The sequence below is a fragment of the Mesorhizobium sp. LHD-90 genome (assembly GCF_030929505.1).
In the GTDB taxonomy this organism is placed as follows: Bacteria; Pseudomonadota; Alphaproteobacteria; order Rhizobiales; family Rhizobiaceae; genus Kumtagia.
Genome location: NZ_JAVFVV010000015.1, coordinates 32,513 through 58,143, shown reverse-complemented (window position 1 = coordinate 58,143; position 25,631 = coordinate 32,513). Strand labels below are relative to the sequence as shown.

25 protein-coding genes and 1 pseudogene are annotated in these 25,631 nt (G+C 64.7%); 14 read left to right on the top strand and 12 right to left on the bottom strand.

Annotation, left to right across the window (positions count from 1 at the left end; translation table 11 throughout):
* Window positions 1-13: 13 nt before the first annotated feature.
* On the bottom strand, window positions 14-520 hold the full coding sequence (locus RB623_RS20660) for an ion channel (RefSeq protein WP_308058846.1): 507 nt from the start codon (window positions 518-520) through the stop codon (window positions 14-16).
* Between the two features lie 130 nt (window positions 521-650).
* Entirely contained in the window at window positions 651-1,853 is a 1,203-nt protein-coding gene (locus RB623_RS20655; RefSeq protein ID WP_308058845.1) for a pyridoxal phosphate-dependent aminotransferase, read from the bottom strand.
* Window positions 1,854-2,080: 227 nt separating this feature from the next.
* On the opposite strand from RB623_RS20655, the gene RB623_RS20650 reads away from it, so the two are divergent.
* From RB623_RS20650 to RB623_RS20640, 3 genes are all read left to right on the top strand, one after another.
* Window positions 2,081-2,989, top strand: a complete 909-nt coding sequence (locus RB623_RS20650; RefSeq protein WP_308058844.1) for an EAL domain-containing protein — start codon at window positions 2,081-2,083, stop codon at window positions 2,987-2,989.
* Between the two features lie 8 nt (window positions 2,990-2,997).
* Complete coding sequence (locus tag RB623_RS20645; RefSeq protein ID WP_308058843.1) at window positions 2,998-3,822, top strand: EAL domain-containing protein; 825 nt, start codon at window positions 2,998-3,000, stop codon at window positions 3,820-3,822.
* A 121-nt stretch (window positions 3,823-3,943) separates the two neighbouring features.
* Window positions 3,944-4,555 carry a glutathione S-transferase family protein gene (locus RB623_RS20640; RefSeq protein ID WP_308058842.1) on the top strand — a complete coding sequence of 204 codons (612 nt, stop codon included), beginning with the start codon at window positions 3,944-3,946 and terminating at the stop codon, window positions 4,553-4,555.
* Window positions 4,556-4,640: 85 nt separating this feature from the next.
* Here RB623_RS20640 and RB623_RS20635 read toward each other — a convergent pair whose 3' ends face one another.
* Complete coding sequence (locus RB623_RS20635) at window positions 4,641-4,850, bottom strand: cold-shock protein (RefSeq protein ID WP_308058841.1); 210 nt, start codon at window positions 4,848-4,850, stop codon at window positions 4,641-4,643.
* A gap of 308 nt (window positions 4,851-5,158) precedes the next feature.
* On the opposite strand from RB623_RS20635, the gene RB623_RS20630 reads away from it, so the two are divergent.
* Together RB623_RS20630 and RB623_RS20625 are read left to right on the top strand one after the other, a co-directional pair.
* On the top strand, window positions 5,159-5,473 hold the full coding sequence (locus RB623_RS20630; RefSeq protein WP_308058840.1) for a hypothetical protein: 315 nt from the start codon (window positions 5,159-5,161) through the stop codon (window positions 5,471-5,473).
* A 157-nt stretch (window positions 5,474-5,630) separates the two neighbouring features.
* Window positions 5,631-6,509 carry a lytic transglycosylase domain-containing protein gene (locus RB623_RS20625; protein ID WP_308058839.1) on the top strand — a complete coding sequence of 293 codons (879 nt, stop codon included), beginning with the start codon at window positions 5,631-5,633 and terminating at the stop codon, window positions 6,507-6,509.
* A gap of 1,114 nt (window positions 6,510-7,623) precedes the next feature.
* Here RB623_RS20625 and RB623_RS20620 read toward each other — a convergent pair.
* A complete protein-coding gene (locus tag RB623_RS20620; RefSeq protein WP_308058838.1) occupies window positions 7,624-8,049 on the bottom strand; it encodes a VOC family protein in 426 nt (141 codons plus the stop codon).
* 69 nt (window positions 8,050-8,118) lie between these two features.
* Here RB623_RS20620 and RB623_RS20615 point away from each other — a divergent pair, with 69 nt between their 5' ends.
* Window positions 8,119-8,721 carry a helix-turn-helix domain-containing protein gene (locus RB623_RS20615; protein ID WP_308058837.1) on the top strand — a complete coding sequence of 201 codons (603 nt, stop codon included), beginning with the start codon at window positions 8,119-8,121 and terminating at the stop codon, window positions 8,719-8,721.
* A 46-nt stretch (window positions 8,722-8,767) separates the two neighbouring features.
* Here the strand turns inward: RB623_RS20615 and RB623_RS20610 are convergent, their stop codons facing one another.
* Both RB623_RS20610 and RB623_RS20605 read right to left on the bottom strand, forming a co-directional pair.
* A complete protein-coding gene (locus RB623_RS20610) occupies window positions 8,768-9,061 on the bottom strand; it encodes an HlyU family transcriptional regulator (RefSeq protein ID WP_308058836.1) in 294 nt (97 codons plus the stop codon).
* A 79-nt stretch (window positions 9,062-9,140) separates the two neighbouring features.
* Window positions 9,141-9,523: pseudogene (locus RB623_RS20605) on the bottom strand (secondary thiamine-phosphate synthase enzyme YjbQ).
* A gap of 99 nt (window positions 9,524-9,622) precedes the next feature.
* On the opposite strand from RB623_RS20605, the gene RB623_RS20600 reads away from it, so the two are divergent.
* The gene (locus RB623_RS20600; protein ID WP_308058835.1) at window positions 9,623-10,156 is read left to right on the top strand and encodes a hypothetical protein; all 534 of its coding nucleotides are present in this window, start codon (window positions 9,623-9,625) and stop codon (window positions 10,154-10,156) included.
* Window positions 10,157-10,186: 30 nt separating this feature from the next.
* Here RB623_RS20600 and RB623_RS20595 read toward each other — a convergent pair whose 3' ends face one another.
* Window positions 10,187-10,825, bottom strand: a complete 639-nt coding sequence (locus RB623_RS20595) for a Uma2 family endonuclease (RefSeq protein WP_308058834.1) — start codon at window positions 10,823-10,825, stop codon at window positions 10,187-10,189.
* Window positions 10,826-10,835: 10 nt separating this feature from the next.
* Entirely contained in the window at window positions 10,836-11,447 is a 612-nt protein-coding gene (locus RB623_RS20590; protein WP_308058833.1) for a LysE family translocator, read from the bottom strand.
* A 146-nt stretch (window positions 11,448-11,593) separates the two neighbouring features.
* On the opposite strand from RB623_RS20590, the gene RB623_RS20585 reads away from it, so the two are divergent.
* A complete protein-coding gene (locus RB623_RS20585) occupies window positions 11,594-12,061 on the top strand; it encodes a DUF305 domain-containing protein (protein ID WP_308058832.1) in 468 nt (155 codons plus the stop codon).
* A 22-nt stretch (window positions 12,062-12,083) separates the two neighbouring features.
* Here RB623_RS20585 and RB623_RS20580 read toward each other — a convergent pair whose 3' ends face one another.
* On the bottom strand, window positions 12,084-12,377 hold the full coding sequence (locus tag RB623_RS20580) for a GYD domain-containing protein (protein WP_308058831.1): 294 nt from the start codon (window positions 12,375-12,377) through the stop codon (window positions 12,084-12,086).
* A gap of 125 nt (window positions 12,378-12,502) precedes the next feature.
* Complete coding sequence (locus RB623_RS20575; protein ID WP_308058830.1) at window positions 12,503-13,318, bottom strand: DUF1194 domain-containing protein; 816 nt, start codon at window positions 13,316-13,318, stop codon at window positions 12,503-12,505.
* Between RB623_RS20575 and RB623_RS20570 the strand changes: the two genes are divergently transcribed.
* From RB623_RS20570 to RB623_RS20560, 3 genes are all read left to right on the top strand, one after another.
* The gene (locus tag RB623_RS20570; protein WP_308058829.1) at window positions 13,311-13,718 is read left to right on the top strand and encodes a hypothetical protein; all 408 of its coding nucleotides are present in this window, start codon (window positions 13,311-13,313) and stop codon (window positions 13,716-13,718) included. The genes RB623_RS20575 and RB623_RS20570 overlap by 8 nt on opposite strands.
* A gap of 247 nt (window positions 13,719-13,965) precedes the next feature.
* Complete coding sequence (gene rpoD / locus RB623_RS20565) at window positions 13,966-16,002, top strand: RNA polymerase sigma factor RpoD (RefSeq protein WP_308058828.1); 2,037 nt, start codon at window positions 13,966-13,968, stop codon at window positions 16,000-16,002.
* 329 nt (window positions 16,003-16,331) lie between these two features.
* The gene (locus RB623_RS20560) at window positions 16,332-17,243 is read left to right on the top strand and encodes a hypothetical protein (RefSeq protein WP_308058827.1); all 912 of its coding nucleotides are present in this window, start codon (window positions 16,332-16,334) and stop codon (window positions 17,241-17,243) included.
* Window positions 17,244-17,281: 38 nt separating this feature from the next.
* Here the strand turns inward: RB623_RS20560 and RB623_RS20555 are convergent, their stop codons facing one another.
* The gene (locus RB623_RS20555) at window positions 17,282-18,496 is read right to left on the bottom strand and encodes a citrate synthase family protein (RefSeq protein WP_308058826.1); all 1,215 of its coding nucleotides are present in this window, start codon (window positions 18,494-18,496) and stop codon (window positions 17,282-17,284) included.
* Between the two features lie 76 nt (window positions 18,497-18,572).
* Here RB623_RS20555 and RB623_RS20550 point away from each other — a divergent pair, with 76 nt between their 5' ends.
* Complete coding sequence (locus tag RB623_RS20550) at window positions 18,573-19,661, top strand: citrate synthase/methylcitrate synthase (RefSeq protein WP_308058825.1); 1,089 nt, start codon at window positions 18,573-18,575, stop codon at window positions 19,659-19,661.
* A gap of 49 nt (window positions 19,662-19,710) precedes the next feature.
* Here the strand turns inward: RB623_RS20550 and dnaG are convergent, their stop codons facing one another.
* Window positions 19,711-21,642 carry a DNA primase gene (gene dnaG / locus RB623_RS20545; RefSeq protein WP_308058824.1) on the bottom strand — a complete coding sequence of 644 codons (1,932 nt, stop codon included), beginning with the start codon at window positions 21,640-21,642 and terminating at the stop codon, window positions 19,711-19,713.
* Window positions 21,643-21,889: 247 nt separating this feature from the next.
* Here dnaG and RB623_RS20540 point away from each other — a divergent pair, with 247 nt between their 5' ends.
* Both RB623_RS20540 and RB623_RS20535 read left to right on the top strand, forming a co-directional pair.
* Window positions 21,890-23,767: an adenylate/guanylate cyclase domain-containing protein gene (locus RB623_RS20540; RefSeq protein ID WP_308058823.1), complete on the top strand. Its 1,878-nt coding sequence runs from the start codon at window positions 21,890-21,892 to the stop codon at window positions 23,765-23,767.
* Between the two features lie 72 nt (window positions 23,768-23,839).
* Complete coding sequence (locus RB623_RS20535) at window positions 23,840-25,420, top strand: peptide ABC transporter substrate-binding protein (protein ID WP_308058822.1); 1,581 nt, start codon at window positions 23,840-23,842, stop codon at window positions 25,418-25,420.
* Window positions 25,421-25,631 lie beyond the last annotated feature (211 nt).

The following is a 25,631-nucleotide window of genomic DNA, read 5'->3' as shown; positions in this document are numbered from 1 at the left end:
AACTATGGTTCCGTCATGGAGAGTTGGAGCGGGGTCCCTCGGCACCGCCTTTGTTCGTCAGTCCCCTGGCGCGCACCCTGTCGAGCTTGCCGAACTCGGTCATGATGGTCACCAGCACGCCTGCGGTCCAACCGAACGTGAACAGCCCCGACATGGCTATGACCGGCCCGATCAGGCGCCATTGATCGGGCAGGCTCACGTTTCCCTCGCCAAGCGTCGTATAGCTCTGCAGGACGAAGTAGTAGCTGTCGCGCATGGAAGGGATCAGTCCCAGCGTTGAAAGGGGGATCGACCAAAGCAGCGTTTCGGCGAAATGCAGGACCGTCAGGGCGCCGATCGCGAGGGCGAGGAGCAGGTTGATGCGCCACAGCGGGGTGGCGTGATCCACCAGGACCCAGGCCTTGCTGAAGCGCTGGTTGATGGTGCGGATTCCCGCGCCATGCACGAAGATGATGACGATCAAGGTGATGGTGCCGAGAACGATTTCCAGGACCGGGTTCGGGGCCGAGAGTTCATTCATCGCAACCACATCCTTCTGACCTGTTTGACGGTTACCCAAGCCGTCTTCGACGCGGCTGGCAAGCGCCAGCACCGGGAAAAGAAAAACCCGGCGCTGGGCCGGGTTCTCCTATTCGGTTCGTCGGAACCGCTCAGCTAAGCGAGGTCGTAAACCTCTGGATGCGCGTGCAGGCTTCCTCCAGCAGCGCCTCCGAGGTTGCGTAGGAGATGCGGAAGTTCGGGCCGAGGCCGAAGGCCGTGCCGAACACCACCGCCACGCCTTCCGCCTCCAGCAGCTCGGCGCAGAAATCCTCGTCGTTGCCGATCACCTTGCCCGAAGGCGCCGTCTTGCCGATCAGGCCGGCGCAGGACGGGTAGACGTAGAACGCGCCTTCCGGCGACGGGCAGACGATGCCGCGCGCCTGGTTGAGCATCGACACGACGAGGTCGCGGCGGTTCTGGAAGATCGCCTTGTTCTTGGCGATGAAGTCCTGCGGGCCGTTCAGGGCCTCGACCGAGGCCCACTGCGCGATCGTGCAGGCGCCGGAGGTCTGCTGGCCCTGGATCATGTCCATGGCCTTGATCAGCTCGACCGGGCCTGCGGCGTAGCCGATGCGCCAGCCGGTCATGGCGTAGGCCTTCGACACGCCGTTCATGGTCAGCGTGCGGCCGTAGAGGTTGGGCTCGACCTCGGCGATCGTCTTGAAGACGAAGTCGCCATAGGTCAGGTGCTCGTACATGTCGTCGGTCAGCACCCACACTTGCGGGTGCTTCAACAGCACGTCGGCCAGCGCCCTGAGCTCCGCTTCGGTATAGGCGGCGCCCGACGGGTTGGACGGCGAGTTCAGCACCAGCCACTTCGTCTTCGGCGTTATCGCCTTTTCCAGCGCTTGCGCCGTCAGCTTGAAGCCGTTGTCGCCGGTGGTCGGCGCAAAGGCCGGATTGCCGCCGCACAGCGCCACCATCTCGGGATAGCTCACCCAGTAGGGCGTGGGGATCACCACCTCGTCGCCGGGGTTGAGCGTCGCCATGAAGGCGTTGAACAGGATCTGCTTGCCGCCGGTGCCGACGATGGTCTGTTCCGGCTTGTAGTCCAGATTGTTTTCGCGCTTGAATTTCTTGGCGATCGCCTCGCGCAGCGGCACGATGCCGGAGACGGGGGGATACTTGGTCTCGCCGCGGCGGATCGCCTCGATCGCCGCATTCTTGATATTGTCGGGCGTGTCGAAATCCGGCTCGCCGGCGCCCAGCCCGATGACGTCGCGGCCTTTCGCCTTGAGCTCGCGCGCTTTCTGGGTGACCGCGATCGTGGCGGAAGGCTTCACGCGGGAAAGGGCGTCGGCAAGGAATGCCATGACTGGATGTCTCCAAAGGGTTCGGATCGGCTAAAGCCGCGGTTGACCGCCCGCGCGACATCGATCGTTCGGACGACGTCCGGCCGCGGGCGACGCTTAATGTCCGATCGCGGGGAGATGCGCAAGCATTGCATCGTAACCGGGACAATTCGGCGGCAGGATTGATTTTTTTAACCGTCGATAAAACTTGCCGGCCTATGATGGTTGCGAAGCCAGCAGAGGCAGGCGTGTCGCGCAGCTCGGTACTCGCCCATATCGTCCGTGAGGATGACGGCACGTCCTGTGCCGTCTGGGGCCCGTTCGTGCTCAAAAGTGCATTCCAGCCGATCTTCGCCTTCCACGGCGGCAAACTGTCCGTCTCGGCCTTCGAGGGGCTGATCCGCCCCTTCCGCAACGACGTAGCCGTGCCGCCCGCCTCGTTCTTCGCGGCGCTGCCGGCGATGGACCGTTTCCACCTGGAGACGCTTACCAGGACGCTGCACCTGTTCAACGCCGCCGCCTGCCTGCCAAAAGAAACCGCGCTGTTCGTCAATTTCGACCCCTCGGTCTTCGTCGACCGGACGATCGCCGATGGCGCGCTCCACGACATGCGCGTCACGCTGAACGAAGTCGGCATCGAGGTCTCCCGTGTGGTGTGCGAGGTGACCGAACAGAAGTCCGCCTCGCTCGACGCGCTGCACGACTTCGTCCATGCGCTGAGGGTGAACGGCTTCAAGATCGCCGTCGACGATTATGGCGCGGAGGATTCCGACATCGAGCGGATCAAGGCGCTGCGGCCCGAGATCGTCAAGTTCGACGCGCACTGGATCACCCATCTGATGGAGTCGGGACCGGGTTTCGGCCTGCTCAGCGCCATGGTGCAGATCTTCAAGACGCGCGGCATCGTCACCGTCTTCGAAGGCATCGAGGAGAACTGGCAACTGGAACTGGCGGAGCGGTCGGGCGCCTCGATGGTGCAGGGCTACGTGCTTGCGCGGCCGGAACTGGCGCCGACGAGTTTTGCCGCGTTCCCGACGGTGGCGCTTCCCATGCCGGGCACGTCCTTCGTTCGCCCCAGGGCCGCCGAGGTCGATCAGCCGGAACCCCCGCCGCAAAGCCGCCCGCCGGCCAAGACCTTCGGGCGCAAGATCGTATGAGTTCGCGCATGCACCGCCCGCCCGCCGGGGAGGCGATCGCGGTCGACGAGACCGGCCTTTCCTTCGGCATCGTCGAGCCGTACCGGCTGAAGACGCTCTACCGGCCGATCTTTGCCCGGCGCGGCGAGATGCTGGCGCCGGTGGCGCTGTCGGCCGAGGTCACGATAGAGCAGGGGGGGCGGCCTGCCGCCGACGCCTTTTCCTGGATGGATGCGGACGAGCGGACCTGGCTTTGCTGGGTGGGGCGCCGGCTCGCCATCCGCAATCTCGACCATGTCGGCTGCGAGGACCCGGCGTTCGACCTGCTGCTCGAACTGTCGGCCGACACCGAGGAGCCTTGCCTGGAAGCGGACGCGCTGCTTGCGGAAGCCGAGGCGGCGGGCATCGCGCAGACAAGGGTCTGTCTCGACCTGAGCGAGTTTGCCGGCGCCGGCGCCTTCGGTCTGCTGACCCGCGGGCTGGAAGCAAAGGGCTGTTCCTTCGCGCTCGACCTCGCGGCGGCGAGCAATTCTTGCGGCGCGGGGGGACCTGCCACGGCGCCGGCGCTGGTGCGCATTCCGCCGGCCTGGACACGCCGCATCGTCGGCGCCGTCGACCTTCTGCGCGTCTTGCGCCTGCTGGTGTCGACGCTCAGGCAGCGCGGCGCGCTGGTGCAGATCGAGGGCATCGAGGACGCCGCCCAACTGCGCGCCGCCGTTGCCGCCGGGGCCGACCGGCTGGCGGGCGACTATCTGGCCGCGCCGGCTCTCGCCGGGACCGATTTCGACGATTCTCCGCGCGCCTTCGCGAAGCTGATCGGCGCGCATTCGAACGTGGTGCCGCTGTCTGCCTGACGCCCCGAGCCGGAGCGGCCAGCCGGACCGATCAACCGAGCTGATCGATGCTCAAGCATAAATCGTTGGACAGTATTGCCACAAAGCAGGTCTTCTCCTGCCGACGAGGGCGGATAAAGCGATGATCACCATCTACGGCATGACCAACAGCGGCAACTGCTACAAGCCGCGCCTGCTGCTGGCGAAACTCGGCGTGCCGTTCCGGCATGTCGAGACGTCGTCCGGCGCGGACGGCACCACCTCGGCGCTGTTCCTGGCGAAGAACCCCAACGGCAGGGTTCCGCTGCTGGAGTTCGACGACGGCCGCGTGCTCGCCGAATCCAACGCCATGCTGCTGCATCTCGCGGAGGGCACGCGCTTCCTGCCGGCCGACGCCTACAACCGCGCGCTCGCTTACCAATGGCTGTTCTTCGAGCAGTACAGTCACGAGCCCTATATCGCCGTGCGCCGCGCGCTGCTGACCATGCCTCACCGGGCCGCCGACGCCACGCCGGAGCGGCTGGCCGCCACGCTTGCCGGCGGCAAGAAGGCATTGCAGGTGATGGAGGAGCAGCTTGCGAGAACGGCGTTTCTCGCCGGCGCCGAACTCAGCGTCGCCGACATCGCGCTCTATGCCTATACGCATGACGCGGAAGCGGGGGGATTCGACCTGTCCGCCTGGCCGGCGGTCACGGCCTGGCTGGCGCGGGTCGCCGCCGATCCGGGCCACGTGCCCATTCGATGGGTTGGATAGACGGCGGCCGCCGGTTGCAGCCCTTCCTAAAAAGAAAAAGGCGGGAAAAAATCCCGCCTTTCCTGGTTCCAGCAAAAGCTGTCGATCAGACCTTGGCCAGCTTGCCGGCGGCGGACTTGCCGGTGCGGCGGTCCTGCTCGATCTCGAAGCTGACCTTCTGGCCCTCGACGAGGCTCGTCATGCCGGCGCGCTCGACCGCCGAGATGTGAACGAACACGTCCGCGCCACCGGCGTCCGGCTGAATGAAGCCATAGCCCTTGGTGGTGTTGAACCATTTGACGGTACCGGTAGCCATCTTGTCTCCTGAAGTCGCTACGTTTCTGACCGGACTGCGGCGCCCGGCGGGCCCTATCGAAATTTGCAGATGAACGTCAGCGGACGCGAGGATGTCGCGAGCTACCGATCGACCGAAAATTCAATTGCTCGCGTATAAAATGCTTCGCAACCGGAGACAAGGGGTGATCGGGCTGGCGGCTCACGCGCCCGTGATGCAAAAGTGAAAATATCCAGCGAAGCGGGAAGCGGATATCGTCCGTATCTCGTTAGCTAGACAGTGAAAGGGCCGGCCGCGAGGCCGGTCGCAGTCAACAGACGGAGTTTTCGATGAAAACCGTGCTTGTGGCGGCCGCCCTGACGCTTGCCGCCGGCGACGCCTTCGCCATCTCGCGTTACAATTCGATGGGCATGAGCTGCGCCGAGGCGCAGGCGCGCATCGACCGGGAAGGGGCGGTGATCATGCGCTACCGCTCGCGCAGCGGTGTCCCGCTCTATGGGCGCTATGTCAGCGACGGCCGTTTCTGCGAGGCCAGCACGCGGCCCGAGTTCCGCTCCATCCCCACCGCCGACACCCGCTATTGCGACGTGCTGGAATGCGAATACTACGATCTCGACGACGATGTTTTCATCCTCGGCAGGTGAGGTCCGCTTCGCTTCATCCGCTTGCCGGGCGCCCGGCAAGCGGATGAGAAGCCCGCGGCTGAAGCAGCGTCGGCGGGCGACACGTCCACTGTGGATTGCCCCGAACATTAAAGTTTTGTAAAGCGGCTGGAGGGGACAACAGGAAGCAGCGGCCGTCTTGCCCGACATTTCTCGATTTCTCGTGCTGGTTGCAGCACTCGCGCCCGTCGCCGTGGCGGGCTGCACCTCGACCGGAGCCGACACCTCCGCCAGCTTCAACATGGCGCCGACCGACCATGTCCTGCCGCAAACCGTTTCGGTGCTGCCGAGCCCGTCGGGCGAGGTTTCCGTCGCCAGCTACGTCCAGCCTCAATCGCTGAGCGGAGCGGCGGACGCTGCGCAAGCGGCTGTGAAACCGGCGGAGGCTGCACAGGCCTCGACCGCTGTCGTCGCGGCGAAACCGGGCGAGGCCGCAGGTATGTCGGCAGCGGCGGCCGCTCAAAAGCCGGCGGAAAAGCCCGTGGCGGTCGCCGCCGTGGCGAAACGTGGCACGGCAGGCGACAAGGCGGCCCTGACCGCTTTCCCGGACGCGCCCAAGCCGGCCGCCTTCGCCTCGTCGGGTGAAGCGAATACGCCGGTGACGCTGGCCTCCTACATAAAACCCGACAGCCCGAACAAGCTCGACCAGCTCATCGCCAAATACGCTGCCGTCTACGAAGTGCCGGTCGACCTCGTGCGCCGCGTGGTCAAGCGCGAGAGCAATTTCAATCCGGCCGCCTTCAATCGCGGCCACTACGGGCTGATGCAGATAAAACACGCCACGGCGCGCGGCATGGGCTACCAGGGCCCGGCAAAGGGCCTGTTCGACGCCGAGACCAACCTCAAATACGCGGTCAAATACCTGCGCGGCGCCTATATGGTCGCCGACGGCAACCATAACCGCGCCGACCGTCTCTACCAGACCGGCTATTATTACCACGCCAAGCGAAAAGGCCTGCTCGACGAGACTGGGCTGGGCAAGGACCGCGTGCGGCGGCGCGCCGGCGCATCGATGTGAGTTTTTGGCGGGCGGGGTAAAGCTCCGCTCGGCGCTGCCCCTCACTGTCCTGCCGGACATCTTTTCCCGTAAACGGCGGGGGAAGCGCATATGGCTGCCATCGTGGGATGATACTGGGTGCCTCAGCTTCTCGCTGAAGGCGACGCGGGACCTCCGGCCAGCCATAAGCGGCGGCGACAGCGCGATCGAGCGCCTCATGCAGTCCCGCCAGCCGGCGAAGCCGGACCGTAGCGGATAGGATCCATATGCGCTCCCCCCGCCGTTTACGGGCAGAGACCCAATCGTTGTTGGTTTCGCCAATCGCCGAGGTTGCAAAAACGGGGACAGGACGTCCGCAATTTCTTAACAATCCGATTCGGACTTCCGTGATAAGGTATTGAAATCCTTCGTCCCGCTGGCCGAGAAAAATGGTCCGGTTCAATTTTTTCGGCAGATTTATCCCTCCCGCTTCAGGCTCCCGCATAATGCGCTCATCGCTCTCGCGGGAAACCTGGTGCGCACCGGGTATCAGGGGAGAGCGACGGCGCCGGGGTGGCCGCGTAACGGTGCGCGGCTTGGCGAGAGCTTTGAGACCCGGGCCCCAGATCGCGACGACACGCTCCGGAACGAGTGAGCGGTATCAGCGGTCGGGCAAGAACGCCGGCGGGGCGCAAGGTTCGCGCCACGTATCTAAACTTTGAGAGGCTCGGCCCTGCGCCCCGCTTCCCACTCTTCATCAATGGCCAGACTGCAAACGGCAGGGCGTGGCGGTGAGGAGTGTTGGCCGAAGGCCAAGAAAAGCCAAGCGGTGAGCCTGCGAACGCTTTTCTAACGACGAACGGTGAAATGCCGGTTCGCCCATCGGGCGAATTGAAAGGTCCAGTGGACCTTTCAAAGGCATTGAACGCCCGAAGGGCAGGGAGCGACAGCGGAGGGCAGAAACACGCTCCGAACCCGAAAGGATTTTCCATGCGCGACGGGAATACAAGCAATGAGCGCCTGCGCTGGACCTGGGATGTGCTGCCGCCCCGCGACGCGATGGCGGATGCGCCGCGCCGCCGTCGCGGGCGGCGCCGGCGCGTTGCCGGCGCAGCAGGCAGATGCCAAGCTGCGGGCGGCCGTCGAGGCGGCGACCTCAGTTTCCCGCCGCGCCCTCGGCATACTGCGCCACGAATTCCCCGCTGGGTGGGATCGGCTTGATCACGTCGATCATGACGCCGTTGGGGTCGGCGGTGATGAAGTGGCGCTGGCCGAACTCCTCGTCGCGCAGCGTCCTCAGGATCGGCAGGCCGGCCGCCTGGACCCGCGCATAGACGGCATCGGGATCGCGCACCTCGAAGTTGATGAGCAGCCCTTGCGTCTTGGCCCGTCCGGCCGGCGGCACCGTCTCGTGATCCCACTGGACGATACCGAGATTGACGCGCTTGTCCCCGGTCGATTGCAGATGCACGTACCAGTCGTTCTCGAACAGGGCCTGGAAACCGAAATGCTGCTTGTAGAAGGCGGCGGTGCCGGCAACGTCGTCGGTCATCAGCACGGGATAATAGCTGGTCGTTTTCATGGCTTCCCTTTCTCCGCCTTTAAACATACTGTCTGTATGTTTCTGTCAATTAACATACAGGCTGCATGTATGCAAGAGAAAAATGAACGCCGCAGCAACCGCGAGCGCAGCGAATCCACGCGCGCCGTGCTGATCGAGGCGGCGCGAAGACTTTTCATCGAAAAGGGCTATGCGGAGACCGCCACGCCCGACATCGTCGCGGCTGCGGGGGTGACGCGCGGCGCGCTCTATCATCATTTCGAGGACAAGAAGGCGCTGTTTTCCGCCGTCGCCGAGGCCGAGGCGCGCGCCGTGGCCGAGGAGATCGACCGCGTCGCGCCGGACGACATGCCGGCGCGCGAGGCGCTGGTCAAAGGCGGGGAGGCCTATCTGGACGCCATGACGCTGCCCGGCCGCACGCGGCTCTTGCTGCTCGACGGGCCGGCGGTGCTCGGCCGCGCCGGCATGGACGAGATCGACGACCGCCATGCGGCGCGCTCGCTGCGCGCCGGCATCCTGTTCGCCGTGCGCTCCGGCGACCTGCCGCGTGATCTGCCGGTCGACGCCGCCACGCACCTCTTGTCGTCGGCCTACGACCGGGCGGCGCTGGCGATCGAGGCCGGCGGCGACGCCGATGCCTATCGCGCCGCCCTGGCGATGCTCATCGACGGGGTGGCGGCGCTTGCCGGGTGAGGCGGCGCCGGCATGGCGCTATCGCCGAGGCGCCAGCGCGACGGCGTCACGAAAACATGCGGTCGCCCTGCTCGTTGACGATCTGCTGGCCCTTCTTCAGCGCCATGTCGGCGGCCTCGTCCTGCGAAGAAAAGCGGTCGGCGCGCACGAAGCGGTGCTCCTTCACGACGCCGTCGATCTCCTTGGTGATGACGCCGCATGTCTGGAACTGCCCCTCGGCCTTGTAGGGCGTGGCGCGGATGGTGAAGCCGTTGTGGACGAGCGCGCTGCCGACCGGCTTGCCTTCGTCCGGGCCGCCGTCGCTGCCGCCACCGCCGAAAAGTCGTTTCAGGAAAGACATTCTTCGATCCTCTCGATTTGCCGGCACCGTAGCCAATCGGGATGCCGCCGTCGAGAAGCCGGCCGCGCGGCGCAGGCCGTCAGGCGAGATGCAGCACCACCTCGCGGCGATGCGGGCTGGCGCGGTGCTCGAACAGGTAGATGCCCTGCCAGGTGCCGAGCGCCAGCTTTCCACGCATCACGGGTATGGAGAGCGAGACGGTGGTCAGCGCCGCCTTGATATGTGCCGGCATGTCATCCGGCCCCTCCAGCCGGTGGACCAGAAAATCCATCGACGGGTCGTCGGCGGGCGGCACGAGGCGCTTGAAGAAGGCGTCGAGGTCGCGCCGCACGTCCGGATCGGCGTTTTCCTGCACCAGCAGCGAGCACGATGTGTGGCGCACGAACAGCGTCAGCAGCCCGGTCTCCACGCCTCGTAGAGACCGGGGCCGCGCGTCGAAACGGTGTTGATGGTCTGATGCATTGTGCAAAACTCCGTCAGTACTTACTGGATTTTCTCTCTTGACGCGCAAATACGCGCGTAACACGGTGCTGGACACGAGTTTCTTTGGAGAAAATAGCTATGAGATACCTCGAAATTGTCGAGAAGCGCCGCTCTTTTACAATAAACGGATATAGAACTTTAGCTGACGTTGGTTTCGACGGGGACTGGGTGAGTCCTTATCAGATTTCTTCCAATTCTTCTGACGGACCTTGTTTGGTCGCCTACAACTGGCTTGACGCCCCGTCGGTCATAGCGAATTCGGGAATCCTTCATAAACTCGGTTATCTACTCGGAATTCCCTTTAACAATGTTATGGACCTAGCCTTGTCATATGCCGGGCTGGCCAGAAAGGACATCTACGTCACCCAGGCATTTCATCTCTTGCCGATGACGCGTTCGGCTTCGATAGGTCAGCGGCACGTCGATCAATCGTTCGATGCCGTGACGAGATATGAAACGATCGGTCGAAAGGTGATCGCGCTGGGCGATACTGCTGCGGCGGCATGTCGACGTCATGGCGTTCGGGCTTTGGAAGTTTGTCATCCAAGTTCGCGGACCAATGGCACCCACGAGAATAAGGCTCGCATCATCGCTGCTGTGCTTCGTACATGATCACCGGCAGTTTTGCCGCTCCGGTCGTCGTCAGAACGGCGTCATGTCCAACTCCGATAGGCACATTCTGAGTGTAGGTACGTGCACAGACGTGATCTCGTCGGCCGGTCCGGCCTCGAACACGGTGCGAAAACCTTCGGCGCCGAGGCTGCGATGGACATGCGTCACCAGCGTGTTGGCATTGATCACCCAGACTTCCGGGATGCCGAAAGCGGCATAGATGCCAATCTTGCGGCCGAGGTCGTAGCGCAGGCTGGTGTCGGCGATCTCGATGGCGAGTTCTACGTGATGGCCGCGCAACTGCTCGAACGTCACCGTTCGGGCGAAAAAGCAGAAGTCCGGTTCGAGGAAGGAATATTCGTCGAGCCTCAAAGTCGTAGTGGGTGCGGCCCGGAACGCATCGGTGATCGCACGCTGAAGATGCTCATTGAGTTCCATCCGGACGATTTCGTGCTGGAGACTCCTTGGGGCCAGCGGGACCGCGTCACCGTCGATGAGTTCGAAATGTTCGTGCTCATCGATAATGCCGGCCCGCACCATCGCGTCGATCTCGGCCACGGTCCACTTCCGGCGCGGCAGGCCTTCCGCGGCCTGTGTCGTCACCGGGCTGGGATCGCCGATCTGGATGCGCGCATTCATGATCGGAAGCTTAGCATGCTTCACCTTCACGCGACGCTCCTCACCGCTCGGTCAGCGCCAGCTTGGCTCCAAGCATGACAAAAGCCGCAGCAAAAGTGCGGCGCATCCAGGTCATCACCCGGCGGCTGCCGACGACCTTTTCGCGCACCGCCGCCGCGCACAGCCCGTAGGCCGAGAAGATGAGGAAGGTGGCGAGCATGAACACGCCCGAAAGCGCCAGCATGCGCATGAGCACGTTGGGTTCGGTGGGCGCGATGAACTGTGGCAGGAAGGCGACGAAGAAGATCGACAGTTTCGGATTGAGCAGGTTGAGCAATATGCCGTCGACGATCACCTGCCGGGCGCTGCGGCGGTCGGGCCTTTCCTCGATCTTCAGCGCCCCGTGCACGCGCAGGCTCTGCCACGCCATCCACAGCAGATAGCCGACGCCCAGATATTTGACGATCTCGAAGGCGAGCGCGCTTGTATGCAGCAGCGCCGCCAGCCCGGTCAGTGCCGCGACCAGGTGCGGCACGATGCCCAGCGTGCAGGCGAAGGCCGCAAGCACGCTGGCGCGCCCGCCGCGCGACAGGCCGGCGGCCAGCGTATAGACCACGCCTGTGCCCGGCGAGGCGACGATGATCAAAGTGGTCAGCAGGAATTCGATGGACATGGCAGTCCCCGGCGTGATTGGGCCGCAGTAGATACGCGCCGCGCCGCGCCGTCAAACGGGCACGCGCAACCGCCATCCGTTGTCGCAAGCCGCCATCGTCCGAAAGTCCATGCGGAACCTTTCGCCGCCAGTTCGATTGGGCCGGCATGACCGGCCGGCACAATTACCTTCGCCTCCTCGTGATGGCGGTTCTATCCTTCGTGGCGATGTACGTGCTCATGTACGCGATGGTGGACCGCCTCGACGACGTCTATCCCAATCTCAACCAGTTCTACATGGCGGCGCTGATGGTTTGCCCGATGGTCGTCATCGAACTCATCGTGATGCGGGCGATGTATTCCAGCCGCTCGGCCAACATCGCCATTGCCGCCGCGAACATTCTCGTTTTCGGCGCGAGCTGGGCGATGATCCGGCAGCAGACGGCCATCGGGGACGTTCAGTTCCTGAAATCGATGATTTCGCATCATTCGGGCGCGATCCTCATGTGCCGGGAAGCCGCTGTCGGCGATCCCGAGATCCAGGACCTGTGCAATGGCATCGTTCCCGGACAGCAGTCCGAGATCGACCGGATGAAGATCATCCTGAAACGGCTGGAGCGCGGGCAGGACGGCTGACCGACCGGCGCTCAGATCCCGGTCACCCCAGCGAGTTGACGATCTCGCGGTAGGCGCTTTCCGGAAAAGCCTTCAGTGTTCGCGTGCGCACGTTGCCGGCCATGCCGATTTTCAGCGCGAAACGCGCCATCACCGCGTCGTCCGGCGCGTCGCAGATGCCGACCATGTCGCAGTCGCCCATGGTGAGAAAGAATTCCTTGAACGAGCCGCCCATGTCGGCGAGCTCCTTCTTGGCGGCGTCGAGCCGCTTCGGCGACTCGCGCACGGTTCTCACGCCCTGGTCCGTCCAGTTGATCAGAAGCACGTAAGTGGTCACGTCGCACCTCCCTCAGGCGCCGCGACGCAGCAGGAAAGTATGTCCGGCGCCCATTTCTCGCCTCCTGCCACCAGATGACTATGATCCTGCTGGCGTTTGCAGGCAAGCGTCTGGCAACGGGAGCGTCACGGTGTTCCGCGTCGCCGGTAGTCGTTCTCCGGATTGAAGAAGTGCTTGCGACCGTCCAGCCGCCATAGTTTCTCGCCGATGAGGCAATCGTAGGCAGGTTTCGCCTGGATCAGCGTGACCGGCGGGCGGCGCCCGAAATCCTTCGGCCGGATAGCCAGCTCGAGCAGCAGCTTGCGGCGGATCGCTTCGGGAAACTGCTCCCATTCATGCACCGGCATGACGAAGGCGCCAGGGCCCCCGATCACGCATTCGCTGAAATAGTCGTCGAGGTTCGGCACGTCGTAGGGCTGCGGCGCGGCGTCGGCAGTCATCACCGGCAGGCCGTTGATGGTGATGCCCTGGGCGACAATGTCGTCGCGCGTCTCTGGCAGCGGCGGCCCCTCGTTGTTGGCGCCGTCGCCGGAAAGGTCGATGACGCGCTTGATGCCCTTGTAGGGGCTTGTCTCCAACAGGCCGGCGGCGAAAATCATCGCGCCGGAAATCGACGTGCGCCGCGACTGCCAGGTTGGAGGCACGGCGATCTTTCGGGCTATCGCCTCGGCGTCTTCCTCGCCGGCGATCACCGTCCACGGCACCATGACGGACTGCGAAGTCACGCCCGCCCATTCGAAATAGGTGACGGCGATCCTGCCATGGGCGCCGGAGCGGATGGCGTTCAGCACCGCCGGGTCGGTCAGCGCGGTCGCGTAGCCCTCGCGCTGGATCTTCAGCTCGTCCTGCGTCATGGAGGCCGAGATGTCGGCGCCCAGCACCAGTTCGACGTCCACCGGCTCCCGCTCCTGGGCGTGTGCCCGGAACGCCAGCATGGACATGATCAGACAGATCGTGATCGGCAGCCGCACCATGCACGCAAAGTGTCACAGCCGCGTGCCGATGCAATTGCCGATTGGTAGAAGCATTGCCGACCGGCCCGGCCGGCAATGGCCGGCCGCCGTCTATGGCTGCCATGACAGTCGGCCGCACTTGCAGCGCGGCATACGCATCTTACATAAGCAAGCGAAACCGGCCGACACGGTTGCCGCGGCCGAAGAGGCCGGGAACCATCGGCGCCTCATCGAAATCCCGGTTCGGTTCCGGTGTCCTTCGGGCGACGGAGGTCACGATCGAGGGTTTCGGCATCCTGTCGGGCCGCGCCGGCGGGATGTGAGGACAATGGGTAAAGAGTCGCAATTGATTCGCTTTTTTAACGCGAATCATGCGAGAGGCGCTTGACCTTCCGGCCTTTTGGCGGAATCAGGACGATTCGAGGCGTTGATCCATAGGATGAACCTCAGCAATCGCGGAAACGATTGGACCGAACACTGGACGGCGCGCAACGTCGCTCCAGATAGAGTGGTTGACCGAAACCTGGACAGGACTGGCTGCGGCCGAGACTAGCGGTGTTTTGATTTTCCGGGGCGGCCGGCCCTGAGGATTCGAGATCCGCCGCGCGACAGTGCCCTTTTGGAGTAGGCAAGGAATGGCGACAAAGGAAAAGGAAGAAGTCGAGACCGAACGCGAGGGCACGACCGACGGTCCCCTGCTCGACCTTTCCGACGACGCTGTCAAGAAGATGATCAAGGCCGCCAAGAAGCGCGGCTATGTGACCCTCGACGAGTTGAATGCCGTGCTTCCCTCGGAGGAGACGGATCCCGACCGCATCGAGGACATCAATGCGATGCTCTCCGACATGGGCATCAACGTCGTCGAGGATGACGAGACCGGCGAGGAGCAGGAAGCTGCCGACGCCGGCGCCGACGCCGAGGAGGACGCCAACGAACTGGCCGAGCAGACCGGCACGGCCGTGGCGACCACGACAGCCAAGAAGGAGCCGACCGACCGCACCGACGACCCCGTGCGCATGTATCTGCGCGAGATGGGCTCGGTGGAGCTTCTGTCGCGCGAAGGCGAGATCGCGATCGCCAAGCGCATCGAGGCAGGCCGCGAGACCATGATCGCCGGCCTGTGCGAGAGCCCGCTGACCTTCCAGGCCATCATCATCTGGCGCGACGACCTCAACGAGGGCAAGGGCCTGCTGCGCGAGATCATCGATCTCGAGGCGACCTATGCCGGCCCCGAGGCCAAGCAGGCGCCGACGCTCGAGCGTCAGGAAGAGCTTGAGCGCCCGAAGACGCCGGAAGACCGCAATCCGCCGCGCCGCGCATCGCGCGAGGACGACGACATCACCAATGTCGGCGGCGAGAGCCGCGCCATGGAGGACGACGACGAGGACGACGACGAGGCCTCGCTGTCGCTCGCCGCCATGGAGGCAGAGCTGCGCCCGCAGGTGATGGAGACGCTGGACGTCATCGCCGATACCTATGCGGAACTGCGCAAGCTGCAGGACCAGCAGGTCGAAAGCCGGCTGTCCGACGGCGCGGTGCTGTCGCCGGTGCAGGACAAGCGGCTGAAGGAGCTGAAGGACCAGCTCATCAAGGCGGTGAAGTCGCTGTCGCTCAACAACGCCCGCATCGAGGCGCTGGTCGAGCAGCTCTACGACATCAACAAGCGGCTGGTGCAGAACGAGGGCAAGCTTCTGCGGCTGGCCGAAAGCTACGGCGTACGCCGCGAAGAGTTTTTGCGGGAGTACCAGGGCAACGAGCTCGACACCAACTGGGTCAGCCGTGTCTCGACGCTGACGACGCGCGGCTGGAAGGAATTCGGCCGCAACGAGGTGTCAACCGTGGGTTCGCTGCGCTCGGAAATCCAGGCGCTGGCCACCGAGACGGCGATCTCGATCCTCGAGTTCCGCAAGATCGTCAACCAGGTGCAGAAGGGCGAGCGCGAGGCGGCGATCGCCAAGAAGGAAATGGTGGAGGCGAACCTTCGCCTCGTCATCTCCATCGCCAAGAAATACACCAATCGCGGCCTGCAGTTCCTCGATTTGATTCAGGAAGGCAATATCGGCCTGATGAAGGCGGTGGACAAGTTCGAGTACCGCCGCGGCTACAAGTTCTCGACCTACGCGACCTGGTGGATCCGGCAGGCGATCACCCGCTCGATCGCCGACCAGGCGCGCACCATCCGCATCCCGGTGCACATGATCGAGACGATCAACAAGATCGTGCGCACCTCGCGCCAGATGCTGCACGAGATCGGCCGCGAGCCGACGCCGGAGGAACTGGCCGAGAAGCTCGCCATGCCGCTCGAAAAGGTGCGCAAGGTGCTGAAGATCGCCAAGGAGCCGATCTCGCTCGAAACGCCGGTCGGCGACGAGGAGGATTCGCATCTCGGCGACTTCATCGAGGACAAGATGGCGATCCTGCCGATCGACGCCGCTATCCAGGCGAACCTGCGCGAGACGACGACGCGCGTGCTCGCCTCGCTCACGCCGCGCGAGGAGCGCGTGCTGCGCATGCGCTTCGGCATCGGCATGAACACCGACCACACGCTGGAGGAAGTCGGCCAGCAGTTCTCGGTGACGCGCGAACGCATCCGCCAGATCGAGGCGAAGGCGCTGCGCAAGCTGAAGCATCCGAGCCGCTCAAGGAAGCTGAGGAGCTTCCTGGATAGCTGATTGGCAAAAAGCCCGGTTCGCCGGGCTTTTTTGTTGGGCGGCGGTCGGGCAATTTCCATTGCGGCGGGAAGGCGTGGCGAGAGCCTTTGCGTCCGCGGAGTACGCAACGGGTAGCAAACACGCCCCCCGGTTCATCCACCACATCCAAGATTGTCAAGCAAGATGTGTAAGTTAAATCATTGTAAGTTGCACTTTTAACATTTCTAATGGTCTTGCCATACCTGCCGGTCTATAATGGGACCTCGAAAAGCCGCGCGAGCCTGACCGCGACTGGGATGATGAGGAACTCTCAACATTTCAGCCTCCGCGTCGGCCGGAGGAGCGCCAGGATGAGCATCGAATCCGAACCCAAACCGCATGCGCCGTGGCCGCCGTTGGCTTCCAACGATACGCTCTACCGCTATCCAAAACCCTATCCGCTGAACAAGGGCGGCAAAAAGGATAACCTGGCCGGCATCGCCAAGGATCATTCGCTCGAGGCGAGTGATCTCCTCACCTACAATTTCCTCACGACCGAGTCGAAGAAGATCAACTGGTATCTCGCCCACGTCATCGGCTGCACGGTGCTGAGCCCGGGCCGCGGCAGCTACACCTTCGAGGGCGTCGTCCATGATGCCAAGACCAACCGCGGGGTGGTGTTCATCCCGAGCTTCGGCGACTCCACCAAGGACTATGCCAACCGTATCGGCGAGCGGATGGTGGAGAACTACAATCTTTCGAAGAACAAGGAGCCCGGCGGAAAGTGCCACCGCACCTGCTACGCCCGGGTGGAGGAAGCGTCGCGCCAGACCGGCGGTCCGGCGCTGCCCAAGGTGAACTGGGAAGACAAGAAGTCGCTCACCGATCCGTTCGTCATCCTGTGGTCCTCCTATATCGGCGTCGGAAAAGCCTGGTTCGACCTGCCCGAAAAATACCGCGGCAAGGGTGCGGCCGGCGCGATCGCCTACAAGGGCTGGGGCACGCTGGTGGAAGGGGTCGACATCTGGGCCGGCAAGCTGAAGCCGGGCGCGGTGATCCAGGCCTGGGGCGACGCCGCCGACTATCCGCGCGTGCGCGACGGCAAGGCGTCGGAAAGCGGCGGCCACTCCTTCATCTTCCTGCATTACGTCAAGTCCGGCACCACCATCACCGGCATGGTGATCGCCGACCAGGGCTATCAGAACGGCTCGCCGCTCAAGAAGGGCGACTATGGTTACTGGGTCGGCGCCAATATCGTCGCTCCGGCGCCGGCCAAGCCGTAGGGATCAGCCTTTCCCGCAGCCTGTTGCAGCCCGCAGATCTACAGCCTTTCGCTCACCCCGCGCCCTGGCGCCGGCCCGATGTAGCGGGCGCGCGGGCGGATCAGCACTTCGGACGCCAATTGCTCGATCGCATGCGCCACCCAGCCGGCCGAGCGGGCGATGGCGAACAGCCCGCTCTCATGGCCGATCGGCAGGCCGAACATGCGCATCATCACGGCAAGCGCGAAGTCGATGTTGGGATGCAGCCCGGTCGCGTCGGTGATGCGGGCCGGCACCTCGACGGCAAGGCGCGGATCGGCGCCGGCCTCGGCGAGCGCCGCCAGCAGGCTGTCGGCGCGCGGGTCGCCATTCTTGTAGATGGTGTGGCCGAAGCCGGGAATGCGGTCACCCAGCGCGATGCGCTCGCGGACCTTTGCCGAAACGTCGCCCTCGGCGAGGTCGGCGACCATGTGGGCGGCGAGCGGCCCGGCGCCGCCATGGCGCGGGCCTTTCAGCGCCACCAGCCCTGCAACGGTGGCGTCGTAGAGGTTGAGCCCGGTCGAGGCGGCGCAGCGCACGGCATAGGTCGAGGCGTTGAGCTCGTGGTCGGCAAGCAGCACCAGGGCGCGGCGGAACAGCTCGGCCGCCGCCTCGTCACCCGGCGTCCAGCATTCCGCCACCTGCCGGTGCAGCGGCGCGGCCGACGGTTCTGCCCCCAGGATGCCGGCGCAGACGAGGCGCATGACACGCGCGCCGACCTGGGCACGGCCGTCGCGCGAGCGGTTGAAGGCGCGCGGATCGGCGTCGCCGGCCAGCGCCAGGATCGCGGCTGCGCGCGACATTCCCTGCTCGTTGGCCGTCGCCCCGGCGACGGCGCGCATGGCGGGGCTGACCACCGGCAGGTTGGCGGCTGAAAACGGGTTGTCGCCGCCGACGTCCCACAACAGCGTCGCCGTCTGCTCCAGCGTGGCGCGCTCCGACAGCGCCACCGCGTGGACGCCGCGATAGATCGAGCCCTGGTCGGTGATGGTGCAGATGGCCGAGTCCAGCACCGGCGGATCGGGCTCGCCGCCCTTGCCGGAACCGCCCGGCAGCCGCCGGTTGCGCAGGGCGCGCACGTCGTCCGCCCGGTAGCGCCGAGCCCGCGAGTCGGCGGACGGTTCTGACCGGATCATGCCGCGGCTGACATAGGCGTAGAGGGTGGCGGCCGAGATCGACAGTTCGGAGGCCGCTTCCCGGGCCGAGAGATAAAGCGTTTCGCCGGATTTCTTCATATTGATCAAGTTAATCAAGATTGATCAATATTAAAAGCCCCTGCACCTTGTTGCATCGCAGCAAGGAGAAGAGACCATGACCATCCATCAGACATCCACGGCCGGGCTCGACGGCGTCGCGGCGGCGGTGACGGCGCTTTCGCATGTCGACGGCGAGGCCGGCGAACTGGTGATCACCGGGCACCGCGTCGGTGAGCTGGCGTCGGAAACCGGCTTCGAGGGTGTCGTGGCGCGGCTGTGGTCGGCCGCCGGCGGCAAGGACGTGGCCGAGGCCGACGTCCGCGCCGCCCTCGGCCAGGCGCGGCTCGCCGCCTTCCGCCGCCTTCCGGACATTTTGCCGGCAACGCGCGGGATGCCGATTGTCGACGCCTTCCGCGCCGCGGTCGCTGCCATCGGCCCGCAGCAGGGGCTGACGCCCGAAGCGACGCTGGTGGGCGCGCTGCCGGTGCTGGCCGCGGCTCTGGTGCGCCAGGCGGCGGGGGACGCCCCGGTCGCGCCGGACGTCACTCTCGGCACGTCGGCGGACCTCTTGAAAATGCTGCGCGGCGAGCCGGCCTCCGAGGCCGAGGCAAAGGCGCTCGACGCCTATCTGGTGACGGTGAGCGACCACGGCATGAACGCCTCGACCTTTGCCGCGCGCGTGGTGGCCTCCACCCAGGCCAACCCGTTCATGGCGGTCACCGCGGCCTATTGCGCGCTGAGCGGCCCGCTGCATGGCGGGGCGCCGGGCCCGGTGCTGGACATGCTGGACGCCATTGGCGCCAGCGGCAACATCGCTCCGTGGGTGGACGCGGCCCTGGCGCGCGGCGACCGGCTGATGGGGTTCGGCCACCGCATCTACAAGGTGCGCGACCCGCGCGCCGACGTGCTGAAGGCGGCAGTCGACACACTCGGCGTGTCCAAGGCCGATCTAGGATTGGCGGCCGAGGTCGAGGACTATGCGCGGCAGGCGCTGGCCAGGGCAAAGCCCGGGCGCCGGCTGGACACCAATGTCGAGTTCTACACGGCGATCCTGCTCGACGCGCTGAAGATACCGCGCGATGCGTTCACGCCTGTCTTCGCCGCCGCGCGCGCGGCCGGCTGGACCGCGCATGCGATCGAGCAGCAGCGCACCGGCCGCCTGCTGCGCCCGAACTCGGTCTATGTCGGCCCGATGCCGGCATAGGGAGTGGGGAGGGCGGCGCCGGTCAGGGCGGGGGTCTTGGCCCGTGGCCTCAGCTCCTGTCGGCGCGGCCCGACAGGACGCCAAAACCCTCGATCAGCGCTTCCGTCGCCTGCAGGTCCTTGAACTGCGCCTGGATCTCGATGAGGTGCCGGTAGTTCTCGTCGGTCGGCTCGGTGGCGAGGGCAGCCTCGGCGAGCTTCAACTCCTTGTGCAAGGTGCGCGCGCTGCGCTGCAGGTGCAGCGCCTGGGCGAAGGCCTCGCGCGCGTCTTCGACTGCGGCATCCTCCAGTGCCGTCCACTGCCGCGCCCGGCGCACCAGCAGCACGGCGCGCTCCCAGATATCGTCCATGCCGGAGGCGCCGAGCGCCTTGCGCAGGCTGTCGCGGTCGCCGGCCTGCCCATGCGCCACCGCATCGACGATCGCCGCGAGGAGCTGGCGCAGGTCGGTATTGGTCAGGTCGAGCGTCTCGACATGGTCGAAATGTTCGTCGATCAGTTGCGGGTGGTTGACCAGTGTCACCAGCAGCGCGGTCTCGCGCAGCGGCATCACGCCGCCGGCGCGCTTGACCATGGCCGAGCGGGCGAGGCTGTCCGACACGGCCAGCCGGCCCGACGCCTGTCCCGTCCTCCCGCTGCCGCCGCGTGAAAAACCGCGGTCGCTGCGTTGGTCCGGACGGCCCTGCGGCCGTCCGCGCGGTGCGCCAAAAAAAGCCTGCACGCGGTCGCGCATGTCCTGCTGGTAATGGAAACGCACGCTTTCGTCGCGAATCTTCGACGTCAGCTCGCGTAGCGTCTTTTCGAGTTCGGCGCGGCGCTCCGGCGTATCGAACACCCCGCCGGCGGTCTCGCGCATCCACAAAAGGTCGGAAAGCGGGCGGGCGTCCGCCAGCACGGCGCGAAACGCTTCCGGCCCCTCCTCGCGCACCAGGTCGTCGGGGTCTTTTCCTTCCGGCAGCAGCGCGAAGCGCGCGGTGCGGCCTGGTTGTACCGAGGGCAGGATCATGTCGGCGGCGCGCCACGCGGCGCGCAAGCCAGCCTGGTCGCCGTCAAAACACAGCACCGGCTCCGGCGCCATCTTCCACAGCAGTTCCATCTGGTTTTCGGTCAGCGCCGTGCCGAGCGGCGCCACGGCGTTTTCGAAGCCGGCCTGGTCCAGCGCGATCACGTCCATGTAGCCTTCGACGGCGATCACCGTGCCGTCCCTGCCCATGCCTTTTCGCGCGCGGGCGAAATTGTAGAGAACCTCGCCCTTGTGAAAAAGCTCGGTATCGGGCGAGTTCATGTATTTGGCCGCCACCTCTGGCGACATGGCGCGGCCGCCGAAGGCGATCACCCGGCCCTTCCGATCCTCGATCGGGAACATGATGCGGTCGCGAAACCAGTCGTAGGAGACCGGGATGTCGTCGCCGTGGCGCACCAGCCCGCAGGCCTCGATCTGCTCTTTCGCCACGCCCTTGCCGGCCAGAAACTCCTTCAGCGCGTTGCGGCTGTCGAGCGAAAAACCCAGCCGGAATTTCTGCTGGGTGGCCGGCGTCAGGCCGCGGTCGCGCAGATAGGCGCGGGCCTTCGCGCCGGCGGCGGCCTGCAATTGCTGCTGGAAGAAGCCTGTCGCCAGCTCCATCACGTCATGCAGGCTGGCGCGCTGCTTTTCGCGCTGTTCGGCCTGTTCGTCGCGCGCCGGCATCGGCACGCCGGCCATGTCGGCGATGCGCTCCACCGCTTCCGGAAAACCCAACCCGTCTAGCTCGGTCAGGAACCGGAAATGGTCCCCCGAAACGCCGCAGCCGAAACAGTGGTAGCGGCCCTTCTTGTCCTCGCAGTGGAAGGACGGCGACTTTTCGCCGTGGAACGGGCAGCAGGCCCAATGGTCGCCGCGCGCCGCGTTGGTTTTTCGGCGGTCCCACGACACGCGCGGACCGATGACCGAGGAAATCGGCACGCGGTCGCGGATCTCGTCGAGAAAGGAGGGCGGAAAACGCATGGGGCTCGCAGTCGGTTATCCGCCTATATAGGCGCGATCGGCTGCCGCTGCGAAGGCTTGCTGGCGTGAGTGCCCGCGATTCACAGGGTCGTCGGGTTGCGGGTTTCGATTCCGGTTTGGGCGAAAGGCCCGCTTGCCGATCCTGTGATGAAGGTCTTTCAAAAGTTGGGTTCGGATTCGCGTGGTGCTCGTTTGCCCGCGGCGATGATGGTAGCATGCGGATGGTTGCAGACCTTTGGAAGCGTGCATGGAACGTCGCCTGGCCGCCATCCTGGCTGCTGACGTGGTCGGCTTCAGCCGCCTGATGGGCGTTGACGAGGCCGCGACGCTTGCCGCCCTGACGTCCCACCGCGGCGAACTCATCGACAGAAAGGTAGCCGAACACCATGGTCGCATCGTCAAATCGACGGGCGACGGCATCCTGGTGGAATTCCCCAGCGTCGTGAACGCAGTCACCTGCGCTGCCGACATCCAGCGCGAAATGCGCCTGCGCAACGCCGATGTTCCGCCGGCACGGCGCATCGAATTCCGCATCGGCGTCAATCTTGGCGACGTCATCGCGGTTGAAGGCGACGTTTTCGGTGACGGGGTGAACGTCGCTGCGCGTATCGAGAGCATCGCGCGTCCGGGCGGCGTTGCCGTCTCGGCGACGGTTCGCGACCACATCGGCAACAGGCTTGCCCTCAGTTTCGAGGACAGAGGGCCGCAGAACCTGAAGAACATCGAGCAGCAGGTCGGTGTCTTTGACCTGGTGCTGGATGCGTCCGCGACCGGAGGCAGCGCGGTTGCATCTCCGCTTCCCGAAGCCGCGCCGGCGCCGAACCGGTCCATAGCCGTGCTTCCCTTCGCCAACCTGAGCGGCGATGCCGATCAGGAGTATTTTGCCGACGGCATTACGGAAGACATCATCACCGACCTCGCCAAAATCTCCGCTCTGTCGGTGATCGCCCGCAATTCGACATTCACCTATAAGGGCAGGCATTCGGACGTGCAGGAAGTAGCCCGGCGATTCAACGTCGCCTATGTGCTTGAAGGCAGCGTCCGCAAGGCCGGCCAGCGCGTTCGCATCACCGCGCAGCTAATCGAGGCGAAGGGAGGCACCCATCTGTGGGCCGACCGCTACGATCGCAACCTGACCGATATCTTCGCCCTGCAGGACGAAATCACCAGGGCGATTGTCGAACAACTGAAGGTGAAATTGCTGCCGCGGGAAGCGAAGGCGATCGAAACGGTGCCGACACGGAATTTCGAAGCCTACGATTATTACCTTCAGGCCCGCCATCTGTTTCACTTGCACACGCAGCAGCATGTCATTCTGGCGCAGCGCATGTTCGGCAAGGCTATCGAACTGGACCCGGGCTACGCGCGCGCCTATGCCGGTCTCGCCGACTGCGCCTGGTTCTTGTACAACAACCAGCATGACGGCACGAGCGTGGAGGATATCCATCTCCCCAGCCTGAAGGCGCTCGAGATCGACCCCGGTCTGGCGGAGGCGCATGCTTCCTACGGTATGGCTTTGCACTATCTGGATCGCTATCCGGAAGCGGTCGCCGAATTCGAGCGTGCGATCGAACTCGATCCCGGCAACTATGAGGTGAGTTACTTCTACGGCATGGCGGCGCGCGATCGCGGCGACCTTGCAACAGCGGCGCGCATGCAGGAGCGGAGTATCGCGGTTTCGCCCGAAGACTACCGGGAATGGATCATGCTGGCGCAGACCTACAAGGAACTCGGGCGCCACGAGGATGCCAGACGAGCTGATTTGAAGGGCCTCGAACAGGCCGAGCGAGCGCTGGCCACCAACCCGGAAGTGTCTTTGGCGGCGACGTTCGGTGCTGGCACGCTTGCCAGCCTCGGCGACAGGAAGCGGGCACTCGAATGGCTTTCGCGCGCCCTGACCATGGCGCCCGACGATCCGCTGACACTGTACAACGCCGCCTGCGCCTATGCCGTTCTGGGCGAGAGCGAGCAGGCGCTGGATCTGCTCGATAGATGGGCAACCAAGGCGACCGGCGTGACGGCGATCTGGCTGCTCGACAGCGATTTCCAGAATATCCACGATCACCCGCGCTTCCAGGCGCTGCTGGCGCGGTTCGGGCTGCCGGCCGGACCCACTTCGCCATAGGCGCCGGGCACGCAGACAACGCTGAGCGCCGAAACGCACGAAAATGGTGCGCTCGGAAAACGGAGGCAGGCGATGCCGAGAACGCTGCTTCTACTGGCTAAGGTGCTGCTGATACTGGGCGTGTTCGCCGGCAATGCGTCAGCCGAGATGGTCTACCGCCGCGGCAACACGGCCGAGCCGGAAACGCTCGATCCGGGGAAGTCGTCGACCACCTATGAAGCCAACATTCTGAGCGATCTCTTCGAAGGTCTCGTCGCATCGGACGCCAGGGCCGACATCATTCCCGGCGTCGCCGAGAGCTGGCGGAAATCCGGCGACGATACGATCTATACCTTCACCCTTCGCCGCGATGCGGCATGGTCCAATGGCGATCCGGTGACGGCCGACGATTTTGTCTATTCATTTCGACGGCTGGAAGACCCGGCAACCGCCGCCGAATATGCCTCCATGCTTTATGTCGTGAAGAACGCGGAGGCCATCAACGCCGGCAGGATGAGACCCGAGACGCTTGGCGTTCGGGCTATCGACGCCAGGACGCTCGAGATCACGCTCGAGGCGCCGACCCTCTACTTTCTCGAGATGCTGACGCACCAGGCTACGTCGCCGGTGCATCGGGCCTCGATCGAACGCCTTGGCGCCGACTGGACGAAGCCAGGCAATCTCGTTTCGAACGGTGCGTTCGTGCTGGCCGAGCGTGTCCCGGACGACCATATCCGGATCGTCAGGAATCCGGTCTTTCACGATGCCGCCGCCGTCAAGCTTGATGCCGTGGTCTATTATCCGACGCAGGACCGCTCGACCGCGATCAAGCGGTTCCAGGCCGGCGAGCTTCACTCGAATGACGAACTGCCGATCGAACAACTCGCCGAACTCCGGCGCAGCTTCGGCGATCAGATACGCACATCCCCTTATCTCGGGATCTACTACTATCACATCAACCTCCGGAAAGAGCCGTGGAGCGACGTGCGTCTGCGCCGGGCCATATCCATGGCTCTCGATCGCGAGTTCATCGCCAACAAGGTATTGGCTGGCGTCATGTTTCCGGCCTATGGCATGGTGCCCGCGGGCGTGGGGCTCTATGAGCCCTACAGGGCCGACTATGCCGACATGGCGCAGATCGATCGCGAGGAGGAGGCCGCGCGCATCCTGCGTGACCTTGGCTACGGTCCCGGCAATCCGCTGAAACTGGAACTCCGGTACGACACGTCCGAAAACAACGCCAATGTCGGCATCGCGATCCAGGAGCAATTGCGGCCTCTCGGCGTGGACGTGTCCTTGTTCAACACGGACGCCAAGACGCATTACGGCTATCTCGATGGCGGCGGCGATTTCGATTACGCGCGTGGCGGCTGGATCGCCGACTACAAGGACCCGGAGTCGTTCCTGGGACTTGCAAGACGAGCGAACGGCATGAATAGCGGGCGCTACGACGATGCCGAGTTCGAGCGCCTGATGGACGCGGCCGCCGGGGCCGGAGCCAATCCCGAGCAACGCATGAAACTGCTGGCCCAGGCGGAAAAGCGGCTCGTCGAGCAGCATGGGCTGATGCCCCTGCTTTTCCTCAGCACCCACAACATCGTCTCGCCCAAGGTCAAAGGCTGGCAGGACAATGTCATGAACATTCACCCCTCGCGGTTCATCAGCATCGAGTAACAGCACGGGACATCGACAGTTGGCGGTTTCGAACCGGTTGTGGTTGCCGGGTGGCGGTCCTGAACATTTCGGATGCCAATCCCTGCGATCCACAAGACGGTGAAACCGCTCCCGGCGGCTGCTTGAAGAAAATCTAAACCCGCATCGCCAAATTCTGGATTGCCTGCCGCCCCGCGCCGTGGTTGGACGCCAGTCCCGCCACAGGTTCGCC